The sequence below is a fragment of the Mesorhizobium sp. M1A.F.Ca.IN.022.07.1.1 genome, from assembly GCF_003997575.1.
In the GTDB taxonomy this organism is placed as follows: Bacteria; Pseudomonadota; Alphaproteobacteria; order Rhizobiales; family Rhizobiaceae; genus Mesorhizobium.
Map to the genome: position 1 here is coordinate 1 of NZ_RZST01000033.1, position 20,145 is coordinate 20,145.

General features: G+C 65.7%; 16 protein-coding genes. 15 read left to right on the top strand and 1 reads right to left on the bottom strand.

Annotated features, from left to right (window positions below; all coding sequences use genetic code 11):
* Nucleotides 1-1,583: AAA family ATPase (locus EOA75_RS06560; protein WP_127323900.1), on the bottom strand; the 1,583-nt coding region annotated here is incomplete at its 3' end.
* A 332-nt stretch (nt 1,584-1,915) separates the two neighbouring features.
* Between EOA75_RS06560 and tssA the strand changes: the two genes are divergently transcribed.
* The 15 genes from tssA to EOA75_RS06635 are packed head-to-tail and all read left to right on the top strand — an operon-like array spanning nt 1,916 to nt 20,130.
* Nucleotides 1,916-3,115 carry a type VI secretion system protein TssA gene (gene tssA / locus EOA75_RS06565; protein WP_127323901.1) on the top strand — a complete coding sequence of 400 codons (1,200 nt, stop codon included), beginning with the start codon at nt 1,916-1,918 and terminating at the stop codon, nt 3,113-3,115.
* 5 nt (nt 3,116-3,120) lie between these two features.
* Nucleotides 3,121-3,657, top strand: a complete 537-nt coding sequence (tssB, locus tag EOA75_RS06570; protein ID WP_066989057.1) for a type VI secretion system contractile sheath small subunit — start codon at nt 3,121-3,123, stop codon at nt 3,655-3,657.
* A gap of 3 nt (nt 3,658-3,660) precedes the next feature.
* Entirely contained in the window at nt 3,661-5,166 is a 1,506-nt protein-coding gene (gene tssC, locus EOA75_RS06575; protein ID WP_066989059.1) for a type VI secretion system contractile sheath large subunit, read from the top strand.
* A 59-nt stretch (nt 5,167-5,225) separates the two neighbouring features.
* Nucleotides 5,226-5,675: an Hcp family type VI secretion system effector gene (locus tag EOA75_RS06580; protein WP_170950255.1), complete on the top strand. Its 450-nt coding sequence runs from the start codon at nt 5,226-5,228 to the stop codon at nt 5,673-5,675.
* Nucleotides 5,662-6,414: a type VI secretion system baseplate subunit TssE gene (gene tssE, locus EOA75_RS06585; protein WP_067327620.1), complete on the top strand. Its 753-nt coding sequence runs from the start codon at nt 5,662-5,664 to the stop codon at nt 6,412-6,414. Before EOA75_RS06580 ends, tssE begins: the two co-directional genes overlap by 14 nt.
* A 1-nt stretch (nt 6,415) precedes the next feature.
* A complete protein-coding gene (gene tssF, locus EOA75_RS06590) occupies nt 6,416-8,290 on the top strand; it encodes a type VI secretion system baseplate subunit TssF (protein ID WP_067327617.1) in 1,875 nt (624 codons plus the stop codon).
* Nucleotides 8,254-9,336 (top strand): type VI secretion system baseplate subunit TssG, encoded by a 1,083-nt coding sequence (gene tssG / locus EOA75_RS06595; protein WP_127323902.1) that lies wholly within the window; start codon nt 8,254-8,256, stop codon nt 9,334-9,336. Before tssF ends, tssG begins: the two co-directional genes overlap by 37 nt.
* On the top strand, nt 9,333-10,781 hold the full coding sequence (gene tagH, locus EOA75_RS06600; RefSeq protein ID WP_127323903.1) for a type VI secretion system-associated FHA domain protein TagH: 1,449 nt from the start codon (nt 9,333-9,335) through the stop codon (nt 10,779-10,781). Before tssG ends, tagH begins: the two co-directional genes overlap by 4 nt.
* A gap of 3 nt (nt 10,782-10,784) precedes the next feature.
* Nucleotides 10,785-11,237 (top strand): type VI secretion system lipoprotein TssJ, encoded by a 453-nt coding sequence (gene tssJ, locus EOA75_RS06605; protein WP_066989071.1) that lies wholly within the window; start codon nt 10,785-10,787, stop codon nt 11,235-11,237.
* A 37-nt stretch (nt 11,238-11,274) separates the two neighbouring features.
* Nucleotides 11,275-12,609: a type VI secretion system baseplate subunit TssK gene (gene tssK, locus EOA75_RS06610; protein ID WP_067327608.1), complete on the top strand. Its 1,335-nt coding sequence runs from the start codon at nt 11,275-11,277 to the stop codon at nt 12,607-12,609.
* 4 nt (nt 12,610-12,613) lie between these two features.
* Nucleotides 12,614-13,948, top strand: coding sequence for a type VI secretion system protein TssL, long form (tssL, locus tag EOA75_RS06615; protein ID WP_127216945.1), 1,335 nt, complete (start codon nt 12,614-12,616; stop codon nt 13,946-13,948).
* Nucleotides 13,948-17,490 (top strand): type VI secretion system membrane subunit TssM, encoded by a 3,543-nt coding sequence (tssM, locus tag EOA75_RS06620; protein WP_127323904.1) that lies wholly within the window; start codon nt 13,948-13,950, stop codon nt 17,488-17,490. The genes tssL and tssM overlap by 1 nt, the downstream gene beginning before the upstream one ends.
* Nucleotides 17,472-18,011 (top strand): type VI secretion system-associated protein TagF, encoded by a 540-nt coding sequence (tagF, locus tag EOA75_RS06625; RefSeq protein ID WP_127215017.1) that lies wholly within the window; start codon nt 17,472-17,474, stop codon nt 18,009-18,011. Before tssM ends, tagF begins: the two co-directional genes overlap by 19 nt.
* Nucleotides 18,011-19,111 (top strand): DUF2169 domain-containing protein, encoded by a 1,101-nt coding sequence (locus EOA75_RS06630; RefSeq protein ID WP_127215018.1) that lies wholly within the window; start codon nt 18,011-18,013, stop codon nt 19,109-19,111. Before tagF ends, EOA75_RS06630 begins: the two co-directional genes overlap by 1 nt.
* Complete coding sequence (locus tag EOA75_RS06635; protein ID WP_127215019.1) at nt 19,108-20,130, top strand: 3-oxoacyl-ACP synthase; 1,023 nt, start codon at nt 19,108-19,110, stop codon at nt 20,128-20,130. The genes EOA75_RS06630 and EOA75_RS06635 overlap by 4 nt, the downstream gene beginning before the upstream one ends.
* Nucleotides 20,131-20,145: the final 15 nt, after the last annotated feature.

A 20,145-nucleotide genomic window follows, 5' to 3' on the forward strand; every position in this document is an offset into this window, starting at 1 on the left:
CGGTTTCCTCCCCGGCCTCCCCCCCCCGCCGCATCGAGCGGCACGCCTTCACCGCGCAGTTTAGCGCGCAGGTCAAGAATCTCGGCGACCAGTGCTTTCTCGCGATCCCAGCGCGCCTGGGCGGCGGTTAAGGTGGTCTCGGTTTCCGCCAGCCCGGCATCGACGCGAGCCTGACGGTCGGCGACCTCGATGCCGATCGCCGCCTCGCGGCCGATGATGCCACTCTCGACCTCCAGCGCCTGGCGGCGGCGCAGAATGTCCTCGACCTCGGCCGGCGTCGCATGCTGCGAGACCGCAACGCGCGCGCAAGCCGTGTCGAGCAGGCTGACGGCCTTGTCCGGCAGTTGCCTGGCCGGAATGTAGCGGTGCGAGAGCGCGACCGCCGCCTCGATCGCCTCGTCCAGTATCTGGACCTTGTGGTGCTGCTCCAGGACGCCGGCGACGCCGCGCAGCATCAGCACGGCCACAGCTTCCGACGGCTCCTCGATCTTGACCACCTGGAAGCGGCGCGTCAGCGCCGGGTCCTTCTCGATATGCTGCTTGTATTCGGCCCAGGTCGTGGCGGCTATGGTGCGCAGCTCGCCGCGCGCCAGCGCCGGCTTCAAAAGATTTGCGGCGTCGCCGGTGCCCGCGGCACCGCCGGCGCCGATCAGCGTATGCGCCTCGTCGATGAACAGGATGACCGGCACCTCGGAGGCCTGAACCTCGTCGATGACCGCCTTCAGCCGCTTCTCGAACTCGCCCTTGACGCTGGCGCCCGCCTGCATCAGCCCGACATCGAGCATGCGCACGCTGACATTCTCAAGCGTCGGCGGCACGTCGCCCTGGGCGATGCGGAGCGCAAATCCTTCGACCACCGCCGTCTTGCCGACGCCGGCCTCGCCGGTCAGGATCGGGTTGTTTTGGCGGCGACGCATGAGGATGTCGACGATCTGCCGGATTTCCGGGTCGCGGCCGACGACCGGATCGATCTTGCCGTCGCGGGCGCGCAGCGTGAGGTCGGTCGCGTATTTGGCCAGCGCCGAATCTCCGCCCGGACCGCGCTTCATCGGCTGTTCGGCGGCGGCAGAGGCGGGAGGTGTGCCGGCTTCGAGCGAGCCTTCGGTGACATCGGCGAAACGGGAAACGACGCCGTCGGCATCGATTTTGTCGAATTCGGCGCTGATTTTCGACACCAGGCCTTCCAGTACCGGCGTCCTCAGGCAGGCCAGCAGGATATGGGCGCTGCGCACCTCCTCGACGCCGAACTCCAGCGTCGCCAGGTTCCAGCCTTCCTGGATGGCGTGGAAGATGTGATCGGAGAATTCCTCGACGGAGGTCGCGCCGTAAGGCAGCTTGTCGATGGCCCGGGTCATGTCAGCCGTCAGCCGGCTGACGTCCAACCCGGCATCGGCGATGATCATCTGCACGTCCGAGCGCTCGGACAGCACCAGTTGCTGGATGAAGTGGACGAGCTCCACATAAGGATTGCCGCGCAGCTTGGCCGTGTCGGCCGCGGCCTTGAAGGCGCGCACCCCCGTGGCGTTGAGCTTGGCGACCAGTTCCTTACGCTTGAAGCTCTGCGATGACCGGCGCTGTTCCATTCGAACCTGCTCCCGCAATCTGCCAACCGTACCCTGCCATATAAGCGGCGGCTTGACAAAGCCGTGTGACGGATAAGGCGTTTGGATCCATCCGGGCGGCACTGCCCGGTTACACAAGCTCTGCAATGTCGTGCAAGAAATACCGGATTGCGGTCCGGGCTATGCGAGCCATTTCACATACCCGGCCCGGCAATCGCGCAATGGGTTTTGCTGAAAGAAACGGTCGCGTTTAGCATCCGTTAGTTTTTGAGCAGCTGCTCAATTGTCGTGACGCGAGGCCGGTGGTAACGTTGCGTCACATAGGGTCTCAGGGCCGCTGGCTGGGGGTTAGTGTGATTGATCTCGCACTCTGGCTGAATCCTCTGAACGGTGAAAATCCGTCGGGAGAGGACTTGCGTAACGACCCGGCCTTTCATGAGCTGGAGCGCCTGACCGAACAGCAGAAAAAGGTCGAATACGAAGGAAACAACAAATCGGAAGTCGATGTTCCGGTCGACTGGTCCGTCGTACTCACCAAGGCGGAGGAGTTGCGGTCGCACGGGCGGGACCTGCGCCTCCTCGTCCTGGTTGTGCGTGCCCTTGCCAACGAAGAACAGCTGGGCGGGCTCGCCGAAGGCCTGACGCTGATCGCCCAAACCTTCGACAGGCATTGGGAAACGATGCATCCGGCACTGCGCTCTGGCGCCACGCCGCGCGAGGCTGCCTTGCGGCGCATCAATGCGCTGATCGACCTGCAAAACAGCCAGGACGGGCTGCTCAAGGATCTGCGCGGCATGGTCTTCTTTGCGCCGCGCACGGTCGGCCCGATCAAGGGAGAGGACCTGGAGAAGGGCAGCCTCGACGAACACGTCATGCTGCAGGAGGCTGCTTCGGGACTGGGCGCGGCGGAAAAGGCGGCGCTGGTGAGCGGCCACAACCAGCTGGTGAACCGGGTGCGCACCGGGTGCAAGGCGCAAGTCGATCAGGCCGGCGAGGCGATGACCTCGCTGCTCGCCGACGCCCGCGCGGTGATCGCCGCTCTCGACGAGGTCGACGCCGCCCTCAACAAGCGCATCGACGGCAATGGCCCCGCCATTCCGGAATTGAGACGCTTCCTGCAGCGATTGCTGACGACGCTGGAGCGGAATTCCGCCGCCGGTGCCGGGGCGAACGGGGCCGCAAAGCCAATCCCGCAGCCGGCGGAACCGGCAGCGCCCGGCCCAAACGCCCATGGCGCCGAAAGGATGGGCGCCGAAGCGAGGGGAGCCGAATCGATGGCAAGTGTCGCAAGCTATGCGGAACCGGGCGCCGGGCTGCCCGACCGGATCACCTCGCGCGACGACGTCGTCAAATGCCTGGATCTCGTCGTCGCCTTTTATGACCGCACCGAGCCGTCGAGCCCGATCCCGCATCTCGCCCGCCGCGTGCGCCGCATGGTGCACATGGATTTCGTGGAATTGATGGAAGATCTCGCCCCATCGGGGCTGAAGGAGTTCCGGCTGCTTGCCGGTGTCCCCGATCCGAAGAAGCCGGCCCAGAAGGATGAAAGGTAACAAGCATGCCAGCAGAGAGCAAAGCGAAGGTCATCGAAAGAAACCGCGCCCCGCGCGTGCAGATCGCCTATGACGTCGAGACCTACGGCAGCCCGACAACGATCGAACTGCCGTTCGTCATGGCCGTGATGGCCGATCTTTCCGGCGCTTCACAGACCAAGGAAGCGGTGAAGTCAGTGCTCGACCGCAACTTCGTCGAGACCGACGCCAATCGGTTCCCGAAGTTCATGGAGGCCATGGGGCCGCGGGTGAAGGCACGAGTAAAGAACACACTCCCGCAAGCCGAGGGCGCCGAGCGGGACGAAGAGCTCGCGATCGATCTCACCTTCTCCAAGATGGGCGATTTCGCGCCGGACAAGATCGCTGAGCAGGTCCCGCAACTGGCCGAGATCCTCAAGATGCGCCGGCAGCTCGAAGAGCTGCTCGGCTTCATGGACGGCCGCGTCGACGCCGAAAAGCGCATCGCGCAGCTTCTGAACAACGAACCGCTGCTGAGCAAGATCGCCGGCCAGGCGATTTCTGAGGGCAAGGGCGAGGAGTAAGTCATGGCTGAACAGCAAAAAACCGCAGCCGCCACCGCCGAGGCGGAAGCGATTGACCTCGGCGAATTCAGCGGCCTCCTGGAAAAGGATTTCAAGGTCAAGAAGGACGACAGCGAGAAGCTCCAGCAGCTGGTGCGCAACCTGGCGCTGGCGGCGCAGTCGCGCTCCGAAACCACCACCATCTCGTCCAATGCGATCAAGTCGATCAAGTCGCTGATCGCCGGCATCGACAAGATGCTGACGACGCAGGTCAACGAGATCCTGCACGCGCCGGAAGTGCGCGAGATGGAAGGCACCTGGCGCGGCCTCTGGTATCTCGTCAACAACACCGAGACGGATACGAAGCTCAAGATCCGGGTGATGAACATCTCCAAGGAACAGTTGGCCGACACGCTGGAAGACTATGAAGGCCAGATGTGGGACCAGAGCCCGATCTTCAAGAAGGTCTATACGGACGAGTATTCGATGCTGGGCGGCGAGCCGATCGGCTGCATTCTCGGCGCCTACGAATTCTCGAACCATCCGCGCGACGTCGGCCTGCTGCGCAACATCTCCGGCGTCTGCGCCTCGGCGCACACGCCCTTCATCGCCGCCGCCTCGCCGCGCCTGTTCCGCATGGACAGCTGGCAGGAACTGCCCAACCCGCAGGACCTGCAGATGATCGTCAACAACCCGGCCTATGCCTCGTGGCAGTCGCTGCGCGAGAGCGAGGACGCCCGCTATATCGGCCTCACCATGCCGCGGGTGCTGGCGCGCCTGCCTTACGGCTCGGAAACCGTTCCGGTGAAGGGTTTCACCTTCGAGGAAGAGGTGGGAGGCGACCACAACAAATATGTCTGGATGAACGCCGCCTTCCCGATGGGCGTCAACATCAACCGCAGCCACAAGCTTTTTGGCTGGGGCACACAGATCCGCGGCGTCGAAAACGGCGGCACGGTGCTCAACCTGCCGGTGCACGCGTTTCCGACCGACGACGGATCGATCGCGATGAAATGCCCGACGGAAGTCGCTATCGACGACCGGCGCGAAGCGGAGCTCGCCAAACTCGGCCTGATGCCGATCCTGCACCGGAAGAACACCGACCTTGCGGCCTTCATCGGCGCCCATTCGCTGCAGGACGACGAGACCCGAGCCGGGCGTCTGGTCGATCCCGACGCGCAGGCCAACGAGCGGCTCAGCGCCAACCTGCCCTACCTGTTCCCGGTCTCGCGCTTCGCCCACTACCTCAAGGCGATCGCGCGCGACAAGATCGGCTCGTTCAAGGAACGCACCGACATGCAGATCTGGTTGACCGAATGGATCAACCGGTACGTGCTGGCCAATCCAGCCTTTGCCGACGACAAGGCGCGCGCCAAGCGCCCGCTCGCCGCGGCCGAGGTCCAGGTCGACAGTGTCGAAGGCCGGCCCGGTTACTACAACGCCCGTTTCTATCTGCGTCCGCACTACCAGCTGGAAGGCATCAATGCCTCGCTCCGGCTGGTGTCCGAACTGCCGTCAGTGAAGGGGTGAAATCGCAAGCATAGTCATCTTGTTTGGTTTGAGAGCGGTGGAGAAAGACAATGCCTTCAATGAAGATCGATGGTTTTCTGAAAGTTCCGGACATCAAGGGTCCCAGCGTGCGCGACGGCCACGAAGATGAGATCGAAGTCCATGGCGTCGACTACAAGATGATCGCGCCTTACGATCCCAATTCGCTCTCGCGCCGCGGGCGCGTATCCTTGGGGATGATCAAGTTCACCAAGCATTACGACAAGGCGTCGCCTTACCTGAAGAAGGCGCTGTTCGACAACAAGGCGCTCGACGAAGTGGTGTTTTCGGCGCGCCGCACCATCGACGGCGAGACCAGCGATTATCTGGTGGTGACGCTCACCGACGCTTCGATCATGGAATACGACATGAAGCAGGCCGATGACGAGGCCGACCTGATCGAGGAAGAAGTGAGCTTCGCCTACAAGAAGATCAAATTCGTCTACGACAAGGACGACGAGATCGAAATGGATGTCTATGTCGGCAAGTGAGGCCAAAAGGCCCGGCGCAAGGGCGCAGCTCGCCGGCAGTTCGCGAGCAAAGCGCGAGGCGGTCCAGCCCTCCCTCTGGGACCGCCTCATCAACGACCTGCCCGGGCTGACGTCGGAGATCGAGGGGCTGCGTCGCCTGCTGGAAGAAGAACTCGGCGCCGAGCGCGTCGAGGCTCTTCTTGCCGGCAGCGCACGCACCATCGATGCCGATGCGGAACTCACCCCCGACCAAAAGCGGCGCCTGCACCGTCTGGTGTTCCAGGCCGAACATCGCGCCGAGATCGAAAGCCGCGGCGTGGTGGTGTCGGCGCGGGTGCTCAGGGAAGCCGTCCGGCGCGACATCGAAGCCTTGTTCAACACCGAGCGCTTCGAGTCCGTTCCGATGCTTTCCGATGCCGAGCACGAACAGCCCCTGGACGAGCTGCCGTCGCTTGCCGACTTTCCGGAGGTGCGCCGCAGCGTCGTGAACTACGGCGTGCCGTCCTTCTCCGGCCGCTCCTCGCGGGACTTCGACCGCGATACCCTGGCGCGCGAGATCCGCGCGGTGCTCGCCACCTTCGAGCCGCGGCTCAAGGAAAGCGCCACGACGGTCAATGTCACCCTTGGCGACAAGAGCGTCGGCCTGAAGATCGAGATCGACGCCGTGCTGATCATGACGCCGACGCCGGAGCGCATGCGGCTGCGCACCACGATCAATCTCGACAACGGCCTGGCGCGAACCGAATTCCGGGAGACCTGAGATGGATCGGGTCTTCGTCGAATATTACGAAGAAGAACTGACCCATATCCGGGCGCTCGCGGCCGAATTCGCCGATATGCATCCGGCAGTCGCCCGCAATCTTTCCCTCGACACCGTTCCCTGCCCGGACCCCTATGTCGAACGGCTGCTCGACGGCGTGGCCTTCCTTGCCGCGCGCACGCGGCTGAAGGTCGACGCCGAGCGCTCGCGCTTCTCGCGCGCCGTGCTCGACGTGCTTTACCCGGACCTGGTCACCCCGGCGCCGGCAACGGCGATGGCGGTGCTGAAACCCGGCCAGCAAGTGCAGTCGATGATCGCCGGTCATACAGTCGCGCGCGGCACACGACTGGTCTCCAGCCTGCATCCGGGGCTGTCGACGCGGTCAACCTTCAGCACCGCGCAAGAGATCACGCTATGGCCGATCGCGATCACCTCCGTCAGCTATTTCCAGGATCGCAGCGCGCTGGCTGCCGCCGGCATCGGCCCAGTCGCCGGCGCGCGCGGCGAGGCAGCGCTGCGCGTCGCGCTTGCGCGCACCGGAAAGGGCAAGCTCAGCGAGCTGTCGCTCGACCGTCTCGATCTCTATTTCGCCGGTCGCACCAAGGCGCCGCTCCTGTTCGACGCGATCTTCGGGGCCTGCTCGGCCGTCGGCGCGCGGGCGGAAGGAAAGACCAATCCGCTATCGGCGTTGCCCGAGCCCGAGATGGTCGGCATCCGCGACGACGAGGCGCTGATGCCGCGCACCCGCCCGACCTTCGAGGGCTACCGCCTGCTGCGCGAATATTTCATGGTCCCCGAACGCTTCCACTATGTGCGGGTCGCCGGCCTGCAGCCGGTGGTGCGCAGATGCGAGGCGGGGATGGAGATCATCTTCCTGTTCCGCCGCCCGGTGCCCGAGCTCGCCGACGTTGCGCCGGCCGATTTCGAGCTCTTCGTGACGCCGCTGATCAATCTCTTCGAGCGCGAATGCAACGTCATCGAGATCGATCCGCGCAGGACAAGGCAAGTGCTGCATGCCGATCGAACCAGAGCGCGCGATTTCGAGATCTTCCGCGTCACCCGAGTGGAGGATGCCGACGCGGAGGGCAGCGAGGCCGAGATTCCCGAGCTTTTCAGCCTGGGGCAGAACCGCGGCAGCGGCTGGGTGTATTCGACCGAGCGGCGCCCTCGCAGGGCCACCGAAGATGAGCGTCGCGACGGCCTGACCCGCACCTCCTACACGGGAGACGACGTTTTCCTCTCGGTGTCGCGCCCGGCCGGCAGCCCGGCCAACCGGCCGCTCAAGCGCCTCGACATCATGGCGCTTTGCACCAATCGCGACCTGCCGATCCTCGACGACACACCGACACTGACGCTAGAGACGGCGGACCCGGTGGAGGCCGTCAGGCTGCTCGGCGCGCTGCGGCCGCCCCAGCCGTCGATCCCGGCGTCGCTGCCGGCGGGCGCCGAAGGCGAATCCCGCGCCGACAATCTTGCCTGGCGGCTGGTGGCGCAGCTCTCGCTCAACTTCTTGAGTCTCGCCAAGGAAGGCCGCGGCGTCGATCCGCTGCACGCGCTGCTCGATCTTTATGCCGACCGCGGCGACCCGAGCCTCGCCCGCAACGTGCATTCGATCACCCGCATCGACTCGCGCCCGGTGATCGAGCGGCTCAAGATCGACGGGCCGATGTGCTTCGGGCGGGGCACGGAAGTGACGCTGCATGTCGACCAGTCGGTGCTGGCGGGGCAAAGCACGCTTTTGCTTTCGGCCCTGCTGGCGCGGCTGTTTGCCCGCCATGCCGGGATAAACGGTTTCGTGCGGACACGCACGCGGCTGCTGCAGAAGCAGGAGGATGTGCCATGGCCGATGACGCCCGGCAATCGCTACCTGATCTAGCGCGGCCCGCCCTGAGCGAAGCCGTCTCAGACGGAATCGGGGCGTTGTCGGAAAGCTTTGACTTCTTCGAGCTTCTGCGCCGGCTGGAGCAGAGGGGCGGGCTGTTCGGCTATTCCGGCCAGGCCAATCGCGAGCCGGCGCGGCTCGGCCAGCATGTCCGCCTGAGCTTCTCGGCCAGGGACGTGATGAAATTCCAGGAGGCGGGCGAAAAGGCTCCGGCGCGGGTGACCGTCGCCAATCTCGGACTGCTCGGGCCCGAAGGGCCGATGCCGCTGCATCTGACGCGCTGGGTGCTCGACCGGCTGTCGCAGCGCTGGTTCACCGGCACGCAAGCGGAGCAGACCAGCGACACAACCTTCGTCGACTTCGTCAACATCCTGCAGCACCGGATGATCGCGCTTTACTACCGCGCCTGGGCCGACGCACATCCGGCGGTGCAGGTCGAGCGCTCGATCGGCGGACGCGTCCGCGCCATGCTGGAAGCAATGTCGGGGATCGGCCTTCCCGGCACCCAGGATGCCGAACTCGACGCTGTGCGGCTGCGCCAGGCCGGATCGCTGGCCAGCCAGGTCGACGGTCCGGAACGGCTCACCTTGTTTCTTGCCACGGCCTTCAAGGTACCGGTCGAGATCAAGGAATTCGTCGCTTCCTGGATCACCATACCGGCGGCACTGCAGAGCCGCGTCGGCAAGGCCTATGCGGCGCTCGGGCGCGGGGCGACGATCGGCCCGCGCGTCTTCAGCCGCCAGAGCCGGATCGAGTTGCGCGTCGGCCCGCTCGATCTCGACGACTTCAAGTCCTTCCTGCCTGGAGAGCGGCGCCTCGCCCTCTTCAAGAAAGCGGTGAGCGACATGATCGGCGAAGCGCTGGATGTCGATTTGCGCATCGTGCTTGCGCGCGACGCCGTGCCGCCGCCGAAGATTGGCACCGTCCAGCTCGGCCGAACCTCCTGGCTTGCTCGCCCCGCCGAGAAGGGAGACGCCGACGATCTCAAGCTCCGCACTGTCGTCGGCTGGCGGCCGGAAATGGCGGAGGCGGCCGCATGAGCCTGCTGCTGACGCTGGAACAAGGCCCGCGCTCCCAGGTGGTCAGGCAGACCCGGCTGGACGAAGGCGAGCTGGTGATCGGGCGCAGCGCCGATGCCGGCTGGCAGATCGACGATCCGGACATGTTCGTGTCGCGCGCCCATTGCAAGATCAGCGGCGGCCGCGACGGCTACTTCGTCACCGATACATCGAGCAGCGGGCTGTTCATCGACGATTCCGACAGCCCGCTCGGCACCGGCAGGTCGGCACGGCTGCAAAGCGGCATGCGTTTGAGACTGGGCGACTACGTGCTCTATGTCGAGGTCCAGCCAAGCGCGAGCCAGACTTCGGTCGGTGAGGCCGCCAACCATTCCGCCGCCGCCTGGTCGGCGCCTCAGCAGCGATCTTCGCCCAGCATCGGCGGCGACGATTTCTTTTCGGCCAAGGTCGAGGAGGAGCCGCGGCGGCCGCGGCCGGCCGATCTGCCGGACCCGTTCGAGCAGCCTGTGCCCGGCGCGTATGACCGCGCCTCGAACCAGCGCAGTTCGCCCGCCTTCGACGACCCATTCAGCCTCGACCCGGTGGCGACACCGGCCTCGGACGACGACTCGGCAACTGGCCGGTCCGATCCGTTCGGCTTCGGCGACATGCCCGCGCGCGGCGATACGGCGCAGCCGGCGCCGAAACCGACCGGCTTCGACGACTTCGGCTTCGGCCCAGCCGCGACGCCTGCCTCCGCCAACGGCGCGCATACGGCCCGTCGCAGCGAGCAGCCAGCCGAAAAGCCGCAGGTCGCTCCTCCGCGGAACTTGCCGGCGCGCACGCCCGAGCCGCCTCCTCCGCCGCGCCCGGCTCCCGCGCCCAGGCCGTCCCGTGCAGTTCAGCCTGTGCCCGGCGATATGGCGCTGCGCGCCGCCTTCCTGCGCGGCATGGGGGTCGAGGAGGCCGATTTTCTCGGGCGCGACGCGATCGCCGAGATGGAAAAATTCGGGCGCGAGTACCGGCTGATGCTGGACGGCCTGATGCAGCTTCTGCGCAAGCGCGCCGAGGAAAAGGGCAGCGCGCGCGTTGCCCAGACGGTGGTCGGCGCCTCCGAGGTCAACCCGCTCAAATTCCTGCCGACGGTCGAGGATGTCATCGTCACCATAATCTCGGAGCGCAGCCCCGGCTTCCTCTCCGGCGAGGCGGCGATCGGCGATGCGGTGAAGGATCTCGCGCAGCATCACGTGCGCGCCTGGCGCGGCGTTCAGGCAGCGCTGCGGCGCATGATCGACCGGTTCGATCCGGCGACGATCGAGGAAGAGCTGAAATCCAATTCCGCGATCGGCAACCTGCTTGCGGGCGGCCGCAACGCCAAGCTGTGGGAGCTTTACCAGAAACGCCATCGCGACATCGCCCAAAGCGCGGAATCGAGTTTCCTGGGCGAGATCGGCGCAGACTTCAGGGATGCATACGAAGAGGAGTAGGACATGATCGATCGACGCGAATTCATCGTTGCCCTCGGCGCGACGGGGCTGCTTGCGGCTTGCCAGAGCGGCCCGCCGAAACCATCGGTTATCTCGGTCAACGTGACCGGTGGCGCCGGCATGAATCCGGGACCCGGCGGCGGCGATCGACCGGTGACTGTGCTGGTGATGCGGCTTGCCAGCACCGGCAAGTTCAATTCGGCCGATTATTTTGCGCTGCAGGGCGATGCGGGGTCCGCACTTGGAGCCGACCTTATCGGATCCGATTCGATCTCCGTCGCACCGGGCAAGACGGCGGCCAAGACCATCACGGTCGAACCGAACGCGACGGCGCTCGGCTTCGTCGCGCTGATCCGCGAACCCGGCGGACGCAACTGGCGCACGACCAAGTCGGTGTCGGCGGGATCGAAATTCACCATCAACGTCACGCTAGGCGGCGGCGGTATTTCCGCCTGACGGCGAGACAGAAGTTGGCAGTGCAGAGAGCAGCGGCATGAGCGACGCAAACAGGGTGCTATGGTCCGAGGGGCTCTTCCTGAGAACCCAGCATTTCCAGCAGCAGGACCGGTTCTTCGAGGCGATGGTGCGGGGCGCGCTGCAGGCCGGCCAGCTCCATACGTTCGGCTTCCAGCAGCTAACGCTCGATCAATCGCTGCTCGATGCAGGCCAGGTTTCTATCGTGTCCGCCCGGGGTATTTTCCCCGACGGCACGCCCTTCTCCATCCCGGAAATGATGGACGCGCCGAAACCGCTGCCGGTCACGGCGGATACCGGCGCCGGGCCGGTGCTGGTCGCGCTGCCGCTCGAGCCGCCCGGCGGCGTCGGTTTCGACCCGGCGCATGCCGCGTCGACCGGCGCGCGCTATCACGGCAGGATCGTGTCGGTGCGCGATTCCGTGCAGGGCGGCGCCGACCCGGAAGAGATCGAGATCGCCCGCCCGCAGGCGGTGCTGCTTGCGCCCGGCAAATCGGTCGGCGGCTATACCGCGCTGCCGGTCGCCGACATCAAGGGCGTGCGGGCCGACGGCGGCGTCTCGCTCGACGAGAGCTTCCTGCCGCCGACGCTGATCACGGGCGCGGTTGCCTGGTATCGGCAACTGCTGCAGGAGGTCGTCACCGGTCTCGACCAGATCGCCGAAGCGCATGGCAAGATGGTGATGGGAGGCCCCGGCCGCAGCGTCGAGGACCTGCTGATGCTTCATCTTGCCAATGCGGCCAAGCCGCGGCTCGCCCACATGCTGGCGCAAGATGTCTTCCATCCGGCCGAGCTCTACCTCGAGCTCGCCGGCCTCGCCGGCGAAATGGCGACTTATGGCTCCAGCTCGCGCCGGCTCGGCGAGCTGCCGGCCTATGACCACATGGCGCCCGGCCCTGCCTATATGGCCCTGGCGGACGCCTTGCGCTCGCTGATCCTCAGCCTGCGGTATATCGAGCCGAAATCGCGCGCGCTGCCGGTCATGCGGCATGCCACCAATGTCTGGAAGGTGCGCATCGACAACCCGAAACTTCTGGTGGCCAGCCGCATCGTCATCCGCGTCGGCTCCGAACTGTCGGAAGACGCGCTGCGCAAGATCTTCGTCAACCAGGCCACCGTCGGGTCCGCCGACCAGTTCGAGGGGCTGTGGAAGTCGCGCCTGCCCGGCATTCCGCTGAAGCCGCTGCATTCGCAGCCGCGCGAGATCCCCTATGACGGCGACCGGCTGTGCCTGGAGCTGGACCAGAAGAGCGAGCATTGGGCCTCGCTGCTCGACGCCCCCGGTTTCGTCATCGGCGTTTCCGGCGTGCTGCCAAGCGAGCCGCAGGTCGACTGCTATTCGGTGAACAGGTGAGGCCATGAGCCGGGATGATCCTTTCGGACTGTCGGAGGATCGCGAACGCACGCGCATCAGGCTGACGGGCGCTTCGCCCCGGCCGATGGCGCCGCTGGCGCCGGGCGCGCCGGTGAAGCGCGCGCGCGCCCATCCCAATGTGCTGATCAATAGCTTCGCGCCGCTGCTCGAATTCGCGCCGGAGCTGGAAAGCGCGCTGGCGCCAGAGAACCCGGAAGTGCTGCGCACGCGCCTGCTCGAGGAGCTCGTGCGCGCACGCGACGCCGCGATGGCCGCGGGCTCGTCGCTGGAGCGGGCCGATCAGGCCGCCTGGGCGGTGGCGGCCTTGCTCGACGACCTCGCGCTCAACACGCCCTGGGGCGGCGCCAGCGCCTGGCCACGCCAGCCGTTGGTGGTGATGCTGCGCGGCGACGTCGATGCCGGCACGCAGTTCTTCTCGCGGCTCGACGAACTGGAGAGGCATCCGAACCGCGACCGCGAAATGCTGGAGTTGCAATATTATTGCCTGGCGCTCGGCTTCCGCGGCAAATATCGCGTGCCTGGCCGCGCCGGCGACCGCTCGCTCAATGCCGTTCGCGTGGCGGCGGCGCGCTTCCTGCGCAATGCCGACGCCGAAGATGCGCCGCTGTCGCCGAACTGGAAGGGCGTGATCGCCTCGGACGAGCCGCAGCGCTTCATCGTACCGATCTGGGTGATGGCGCTGGCGGCCGTGGTCATCGCCGCCGCTGCTTATGTCGGCCTGTCGATGGGGCTGAGCAGCCAGGCGGTCGAGCTCTCCGCCCTGGTCCGCGCTTTGCCGCCGCCCTCGCGGGGCGACGTCACCCGCGCCGCGCCCAAGGTCGACGCGCCCGAACCCGAGGCGCCGCAGCCGGAACCGGTCGATTTTGCGCTGCTGCCTGAATTCAAGGCCGAGGCACCGGATGGTCTCAAGCGGGCGCTGAGCGGGACCGAGAGCGTGTCACTGGCCAAGCTCGTCATCCAGTCTTCCAATCCCGAACTGTTCCAGTCGGCGCGGCCAACACTCACGCATGGCTATGAGCCTCTAATCGAATCGATCGCCAAGGTGATCCTCGCCAATCAGGAACTGATCGGGAACGTCACGGTGGTCGGCCACACCGACAATGTGCGCCTGCAGAAATCGAACCCGCTTTCGTCGAACCAGCGGCTGTCGGAAGCGCGCGCCGAGACCATAGCCAATCTTCTGGTGCAGGCCGGCGTGCCGCAGGAGCGCATCCATTCCGAAGGCCGCGCCGAGACCGATCCGGTGGCCGACAACTCGACGCGCGAGGGCCGCGCGCTCAACCGCCGCGTCGAGGTCCTGGTCGAGAAGAGGCTCTGATGTTCATGCTGCGCTTCCTCTGGGCGGTTCTCACTTCGCGCTTCCTTTGGACGCTGATCGGCATCGCGCTGCTTTCCCTGCTGATCTGGGTGTTCGGCCCGATCGTCCAGGTCGGCCCGTATGCGCCGTTCGATTCCGACAATGTGCGCATCGCCATCATCGCCGGGCTGATCATCCTGTGGCTGATCTGGCTGATCATCGCGCAGCGCCGCGCGATCCGCGCCAACCGCATGTTCGTCGCCGAGATCGCCGCGCCCGTGACGGAAAAGCAGCTCACTCCTGGCGAGGAAAGCGTTGCCGCGGTCGGCGCCAAATTCGGCGAGGTGATGGCGGAGCTCAAGCGACGCAAGCTCGGCGGCCGCAAATTCCTGCGCGAGATGCCTTGGTATGTCATCGTCGGACCGCCGGCCACGGGCAAGACCACGGCGCTGCGACAGTCAGGCCTCAACTTCCCGATCGATCTCACCGACGATCTGCAGGGCGTCGGCGGCACGCGCAATTGCGACTGGTTCTTCTCGGAGAATGCGGTGCTGATCGACACCGCCGGCCGTTATGTCCAACAGGAGAGCCAGCCGGATGTCGACGCGACGGAATGGCTGGGTTTCCTCGATCTTCTCAAGAAGCATCGTGGCCGCCGCGCGCTCAACGGCGTCATCGTCGCGCTGTCGATCGATGCGCTTTCGGAAGGGGACGAAGCCATCAAGGCGCATGGCCGCAAGATCCGCCGCCGGCTGGCGGAGCTGAACGACCGCCTCGAAATCCGCCTTCCCGTCTACCTGATGCTGACCAAGGCCGACCTGATCAAGGGGTTCGAGGCCTTCTTCGGCGGTCTCTCGACCGCCGCCCGCGAGCAGGTATGGGGGACGACCTTTCCGCTCGATGCCCGGATCGATGCCAAGACCGTCGAAAGAGAGCTCGCCGCGCTTGCCACGGAGCTGGAGCGGCGGCTGGTGCCGCGTCTGGAGGACGAGGACAAGCTCGGATCGCGCGCGGAAATCTTCCGTTTCCCGGCCCAGCTCGCCAGCCTCTCCGAGCCGATCCAGGTGCTGATCGAGGCGATGTTCGGCGAAAGCCGCTACGAGGAAGCCGCCTGGCTGCGCGGCCTCTATCTGACCTCGGCGACACAGGAGGGCGCGCCGATCGACCGGCTGACGGCGGCGCTGTCCTCCTCCTTCGGGCTGCCGCCGCGTCGCGCGATGCTGGCGCCGCGCGTCGAGAAGCGCAGCTTCTTCCTGCGCAATCTCCTGACCGAGGTCATCTTCAAGGAAGCGGGTCTCGGCACCTTCGACCCGTTAGCGCAGCGCCGCCGCGCCTGGATCTGGCGCGGCGCGGCTGCGGCTTGCGCGCTTGCCGCCCTTCTGGCGGGCGGACTGTTCACCTGGTCCTATCTCGACAATCGCAACGCGATCACCGAGCAGGCCGGCCAGTTCGAGGCGCTGCAGGCGCCGCTGACCGACGTCTCCGCCACGCCGGCTTCGGTGGAGCAGCCGACGATGGATGGGGCGCTGGCCGCGATGGATGCGGTAGCGACGGCGCGCACCGCACCGCCGGATGCTGTCCACAATTTGCTCGGCCCGACCGCTTCGGCCGAGCTCGTGCGCGCCCAGACCGACACTTACGACCACGCGCTGCGCAATGTGCTCGAGCCACACATGGTGGCGCTGCTCGAGGCCACGATGTGGCGACAGATCCGCGATCCGGATTTCATGCTCGGCGCGCTGAAGACCTATCGCATGATGACCGGCCTGTCGCAGATGGACACCGACTTCGTGCAGAACTGGTGGGTGAACAGTCTGCCGGAATTCGCGCCCGCCCCGCCCTTCCCGACCGCCGACGCCGAACAGCACCAGCTTGCCGCGATCCGCCGCATGGCGGTCGACGACAGCTACATCGCCCCGGACAAGGAGCTGGTGGCCGAGGCGCTGAAGACGGTGTGCACCATCTCGCTGCCGGAGCGCGCCTACAAGCAGTTGCTCGCGGATCCGGAAGTGGCAGCCGTCAAGGAATGGGTGCCGGCCAATTTCGCCGGCCCGAACGGCGCCAAAGTGTTCGCGCGCCGCTCCGCCAAGACGCTGCGCGTCGGCGTTCCCGGCGCCTACACCTATGCCGGCTTCCACGACGCCGTTCTCGATCGCGTCGAAGATGTGGCGGCGCAGGCGGCGCTCGATCGCGCGGTATTTGCCGGCGGCTGCTCGGAGAATGCCGAGACCTCGGTCTCGGCGCTGTCCGAGGACATTCTGAAGCTCTACTACGACGACTACATTTCGCAGTGGGACAGCTTCCTGCGCGACATGCGGCTGGCGCCGCTGACCGACCTCAATGTCGCCAGCGAAAATCTCAAGGACCTTTCGAGCGCCGATTCCGCGCTGAAACGCCTCCTCACCGCCGTCGTGCAGGAACTCGATCTCACCCGTTCCGACGAAGCGCCGGCTGACAACAAGAACGGCGCCGCCGCCAAGAGCGGCTCGAAGCTGCTCTCCAAGCTCGGCAAACTCGGCAAGGTGGTGAAGACGGGAGCGAAATTACTGCCGCGCGCGGGCTCGGCCGAGCAGGTCGACATGACCGGCAGCCTGGTGGCCGAACACTTCAAGCCGCTCAAAGGCACGATCGCCGAGGTAGACGGCCAGCCGCCGGCGCTCGACGCAGCCGTGGTGGCGCTGACGGCGCTGTCCAATGTGCTGCAGACCGTGTCGGCCAACCCCGACCCGCAGGACGCCATCAAGAAGCAGGGCGGCCTGGCCGAGCTGACGGGGGCGGTCGCAAGACAGGCGCAGATCCTGCCTTCGCCGATCAACGACTGGCTGGGCGGGATTGCCGGCGACACCAGCGGCCTGTCGCAGAAGGCGGTCACCAACGAGCTCAATGCCATCTGGCGCGCCGACATCCTGCCCTTCTGCCAGGCGGCGCTCAACAACCGCTATCCGTTCAGCCCGGAGAGCGCGGTCGACGTCAATGTGCGCGACTTCCAGCGCCTCTTCGGCCCCGCCGGCCTGATCGACGCCTTCATCAACGACCATCTGATCAACTATGTCGACACCGCCAGCCAGCCGTGGAAATGGCGCGCCGATTTCGGCCTCGACGCGGCCGCGCTGGCGGCGTTCGAGCAGGCACGGCACATCCGCGACGACCTGTTTCCCGGCGGCACCGGCCCGGTGATGAACTTCACGCTGGAGCCAAAGGATCTGTCGCCCAACGTGGCGCGGGTGACGCTCAACCTCGATGGCCAGAACCTCGTCTACTACAACAACGCGACCCGGCCGCAGCCGATGACGTGGCCCGGCAAGGACGGCACCGGCGTGATCTCGCTCGCCTTCCAACCGGTCGACGGCTCGCCCGAGGTGATGCTCAACGAGACCGGCAGCTGGGCGTGGCTGAGGATGCTGCGCGGCGGCAAGTTCGCCGGAACCAACCTTTCCGACGTCTATAGCCTGCGCCTCGGCACGAAAGGCATGTATGCCGATTTCGAGCTCAAGGCGGCCAGCGTCGAGAACCCCTACACACTCGAGATGTTCAAGAAGTTCACATGTCCGCCGCAGATATGAGCACCGGCTTCTACGGCAAGATGCCCGCCACCGGCGATTTCGTGACGCGGCGGCTGCCGGGCGATTTCGTGCGCGTCTGGGACCGCTGGCTGGCGCAGCAGATCGTCCCGCTGTTTGGCCACGATGCGTGGCAGACGGACACTGCCTTGCGCTTTCTCGCCGGCCCCGCCTCGTTCGGCGCCTCGGCCGGCGTCATCGTGCAGAGCGCCGACAAGGTCGGCCGACAGTTCCCGCTCAGCGTAGTCGCACGGCTTGCCGAGGCGCCGCTCAGGCTGGCCTATTCGGATGCCTGGTTCGACCGCATCGAGGAAGCGGCCTTCGCCGCGCAACGGGGCGAACTGACGCCCGACGAACTGGATGCCGCGCTGGGCGCCCTGCCTGCCCCGGCGGTCGATGAGGATGGCGATGTCATCGACGACCTCGTCATGTGGACCGCGCGCACGGATATCTTCGACGTCGACCCGCAGGCGCCGCAAAAGACGGTGGAGCGGATCTTCGCCGCTAGCTGGGAGACCAGCTGATGCAGATCTGGAACCAGCTGGGTTTTCCGCATCAGTTCACCATGGGCATGGACAAGGCCGGACATGAGTGGATCGTGGTCGTGGTGAAGGGCACGTTCGATTTTCCGGAGAAGCCCGGCGGCCTCGTGCAGAAATCTGCGGAGCAAGTTCCGCTGGTCATGGCTGACACGCATACCGGCGCGCCTGGTTACTCAGCGACGCTGTGGGAGACCGACTTTGCTTTCCGCAAGCCGCGCTGCGACGTGATTGCCAATGGCTGCGCCTATGCACCGGGTGGACGCCCGGCGGAACGGGTGCCAGTCGGCATCAAGGTCGGCAACTGGTCAAAGCTTTTCGAAGTGGTCGGCCACCGGGAGTGGCGGGCCATAGGTCCGGTCTTCACCGCAACCGCACCGCAGCCCTTCCTGAAACTACCGATCTCCTACGATTTCGCTTGGGGCGGCGTCGACCGGTTGGACCCCGAGGATCAGCTTCCCGCCAGCTACAAATACAACCCGGTCGGCACCGGCTGGTCTCGCGCCAAGAACCAGCGTTTCATTCCAGGCCTGCGGCTGCCCAACACGCAGGCGGTCGATGAAGAAATCCGCTCCCCCTTCGGCGACTACCAGCCGATGAGCTTCGGGCCGATGGGGCGAGGCTGGCCCGGCCGCATCGAGTATGGCGGCACTTATGACCAGAACTGGATCGACAATGTGTTCCCATTCCTGCCGCAGGATTTCGACGAGCGGTACTTCCAGATGGCGCCGCCTGACCAGCAAATCGATCATCCGCGTGGTGGCGAAGAGGTGGTGTTAGTGAACCTGACGCCGGAAGGGCGCGTAAGCTTCCGGCTGCCCTCGACCGCGCTGCCGATGACGCTGTTCAAGGGCGGCGAGAAGTCATTGGAGGAGAGCGTCCATCCGGACACTGTCCTGCTCGACCCAGAGAACAGTCGCTTCTCGCTCGTATGGCGCGTTTCGCAGCGCATTCACAAGACGATTCTCGATTTTTCGGAATGCTGGGTTGGGCCGCCCACGGAGTCGATGCTGCGTGCGCGTGCGACCGGTAGGGACTATGTCCGTAGTGAGGGGACCGCTCCCGAGGAGGTGGAAGACGCATGAGCATAAGGCTCGACATTGCCTCGGTCGGCATGGTGACAGCGGTCGGTCTCGATGCGCCGTCGGCCTGTGCGGCAATGCGCGCGCGCCTGGATGGCTTCCAAGAGACAAGGTTCGTCGGATCCGGGACCGACTTTCAGATCGGCGCGCCCGTGCCGTTGCCGCGAGACTGGATTGGCGAAAAGCGCATGGCGCACTTGGCCGCGGCCGCGATTTGCGAGGCGTTCGACGCTGTCCCGCAGGCGCGAGGCCAGACCGCACTTATCCTTTGCCTCGCCGAGGAAGATCGCCCGGGCCGTCCGGTCGGCGACAGCTTCAGCTTGCTCCGCAGCGTTTCGGAGATCACGGAAATCGAACCCAGCATTCGCTCGCGCATCGTCGCGCATGGCCGGCCTGCCGGACATATCGCACTTGATCAGGCGCGGAGGATGATTTCGTCCGGTGACGTGCCCTATGTGATGATCGCAGGCGTTGACAGCTACCTGACTGCGCCTACGATCGCTTATTATCTCGGCGAAAATCGTCTGCTTGCCGCCGATAATCCTAATGGCTTCATTCCGGGTGAAGCTGCCGCCGCCGTCCTGTGCACGCGCTCGCGTAGCGATGGGCTTTGCCTCTTCGGACTGGGTTTGGCGCGTGAACCCGCACCGATCTACAATGCCGAGGATCTGCCGTTGCGTGCCGACGGCATGACTTCGGCTTACAGTGCTGCGTTCAAGGAAACCGGCATTGAGATGAACCGGCTCGGCTACCGGATCGCCGACCTTATCGGCGAACAATATTGGTTCAAACAGAGCGCTTTAGCGAGCCTGCGGTTGCTACGCGGGCGTCACGATTTTCAGGACATCTGGTCGCCTGGCGAATCCCTCGGCAATGTCGGCGCAGCCGTGGTTCCACTAATGATCGGCATGGCCTGGACGGCCGCCCGCAAGGGATATGCCGCCGGCAATCCAGTGCTGATCGAGGCATCGAACGATGCCGGTGCCTGCGGGGCGGCAATACTGGCCGCGAGGGCAGCCTGATGACTGTCTACGCGA

Excerpts from the sequence above, each read along its gene's own strand:
- tagH (WP_127323903.1), top strand. The coding sequence starts at position 9,333 with ATGAGCCTGCTGCTGACGCTGGAACAAGGCCCGCGCTCCCAGGTGGTC.
- tssG (WP_127323902.1), top strand. The coding sequence starts at position 8,254 with ATGGCCGATGACGCCCGGCAATCGCTACCTGATCTAGCGCGGCCCGCC.
- tssM (WP_127323904.1), top strand. The coding sequence starts at position 13,948 with ATGTTCATGCTGCGCTTCCTCTGGGCGGTTCTCACTTCGCGCTTCCTT.
- tssE (WP_067327620.1), top strand. The coding sequence starts at position 5,662 with ATGTCGGCAAGTGAGGCCAAAAGGCCCGGCGCAAGGGCGCAGCTCGCC.
- EOA75_RS06580 (WP_170950255.1), top strand. The coding sequence starts at position 5,226 with ATGAAGATCGATGGTTTTCTGAAAGTTCCGGACATCAAGGGTCCCAGC.
- tssL (WP_127216945.1), top strand. The coding sequence starts at position 12,614 with ATGAGCCGGGATGATCCTTTCGGACTGTCGGAGGATCGCGAACGCACG.
- tagF (WP_127215017.1), top strand. The coding sequence starts at position 17,472 with ATGTCCGCCGCAGATATGAGCACCGGCTTCTACGGCAAGATGCCCGCC.
- tssJ (WP_066989071.1), top strand. The coding sequence starts at position 10,785 with ATGATCGATCGACGCGAATTCATCGTTGCCCTCGGCGCGACGGGGCTG.
- tssF (WP_067327617.1), top strand. The coding sequence starts at position 6,416 with ATGGATCGGGTCTTCGTCGAATATTACGAAGAAGAACTGACCCATATC.
- tssK (WP_067327608.1), top strand. The coding sequence starts at position 11,275 with ATGAGCGACGCAAACAGGGTGCTATGGTCCGAGGGGCTCTTCCTGAGA.
- tssC (WP_066989059.1), top strand. The coding sequence starts at position 3,661 with ATGGCTGAACAGCAAAAAACCGCAGCCGCCACCGCCGAGGCGGAAGCG.
- EOA75_RS06630 (WP_127215018.1), top strand. The coding sequence starts at position 18,011 with ATGCAGATCTGGAACCAGCTGGGTTTTCCGCATCAGTTCACCATGGGC.
- tssB (WP_066989057.1), top strand. The coding sequence starts at position 3,121 with ATGCCAGCAGAGAGCAAAGCGAAGGTCATCGAAAGAAACCGCGCCCCG.
- EOA75_RS06635 (WP_127215019.1), top strand. The coding sequence starts at position 19,108 with ATGAGCATAAGGCTCGACATTGCCTCGGTCGGCATGGTGACAGCGGTC.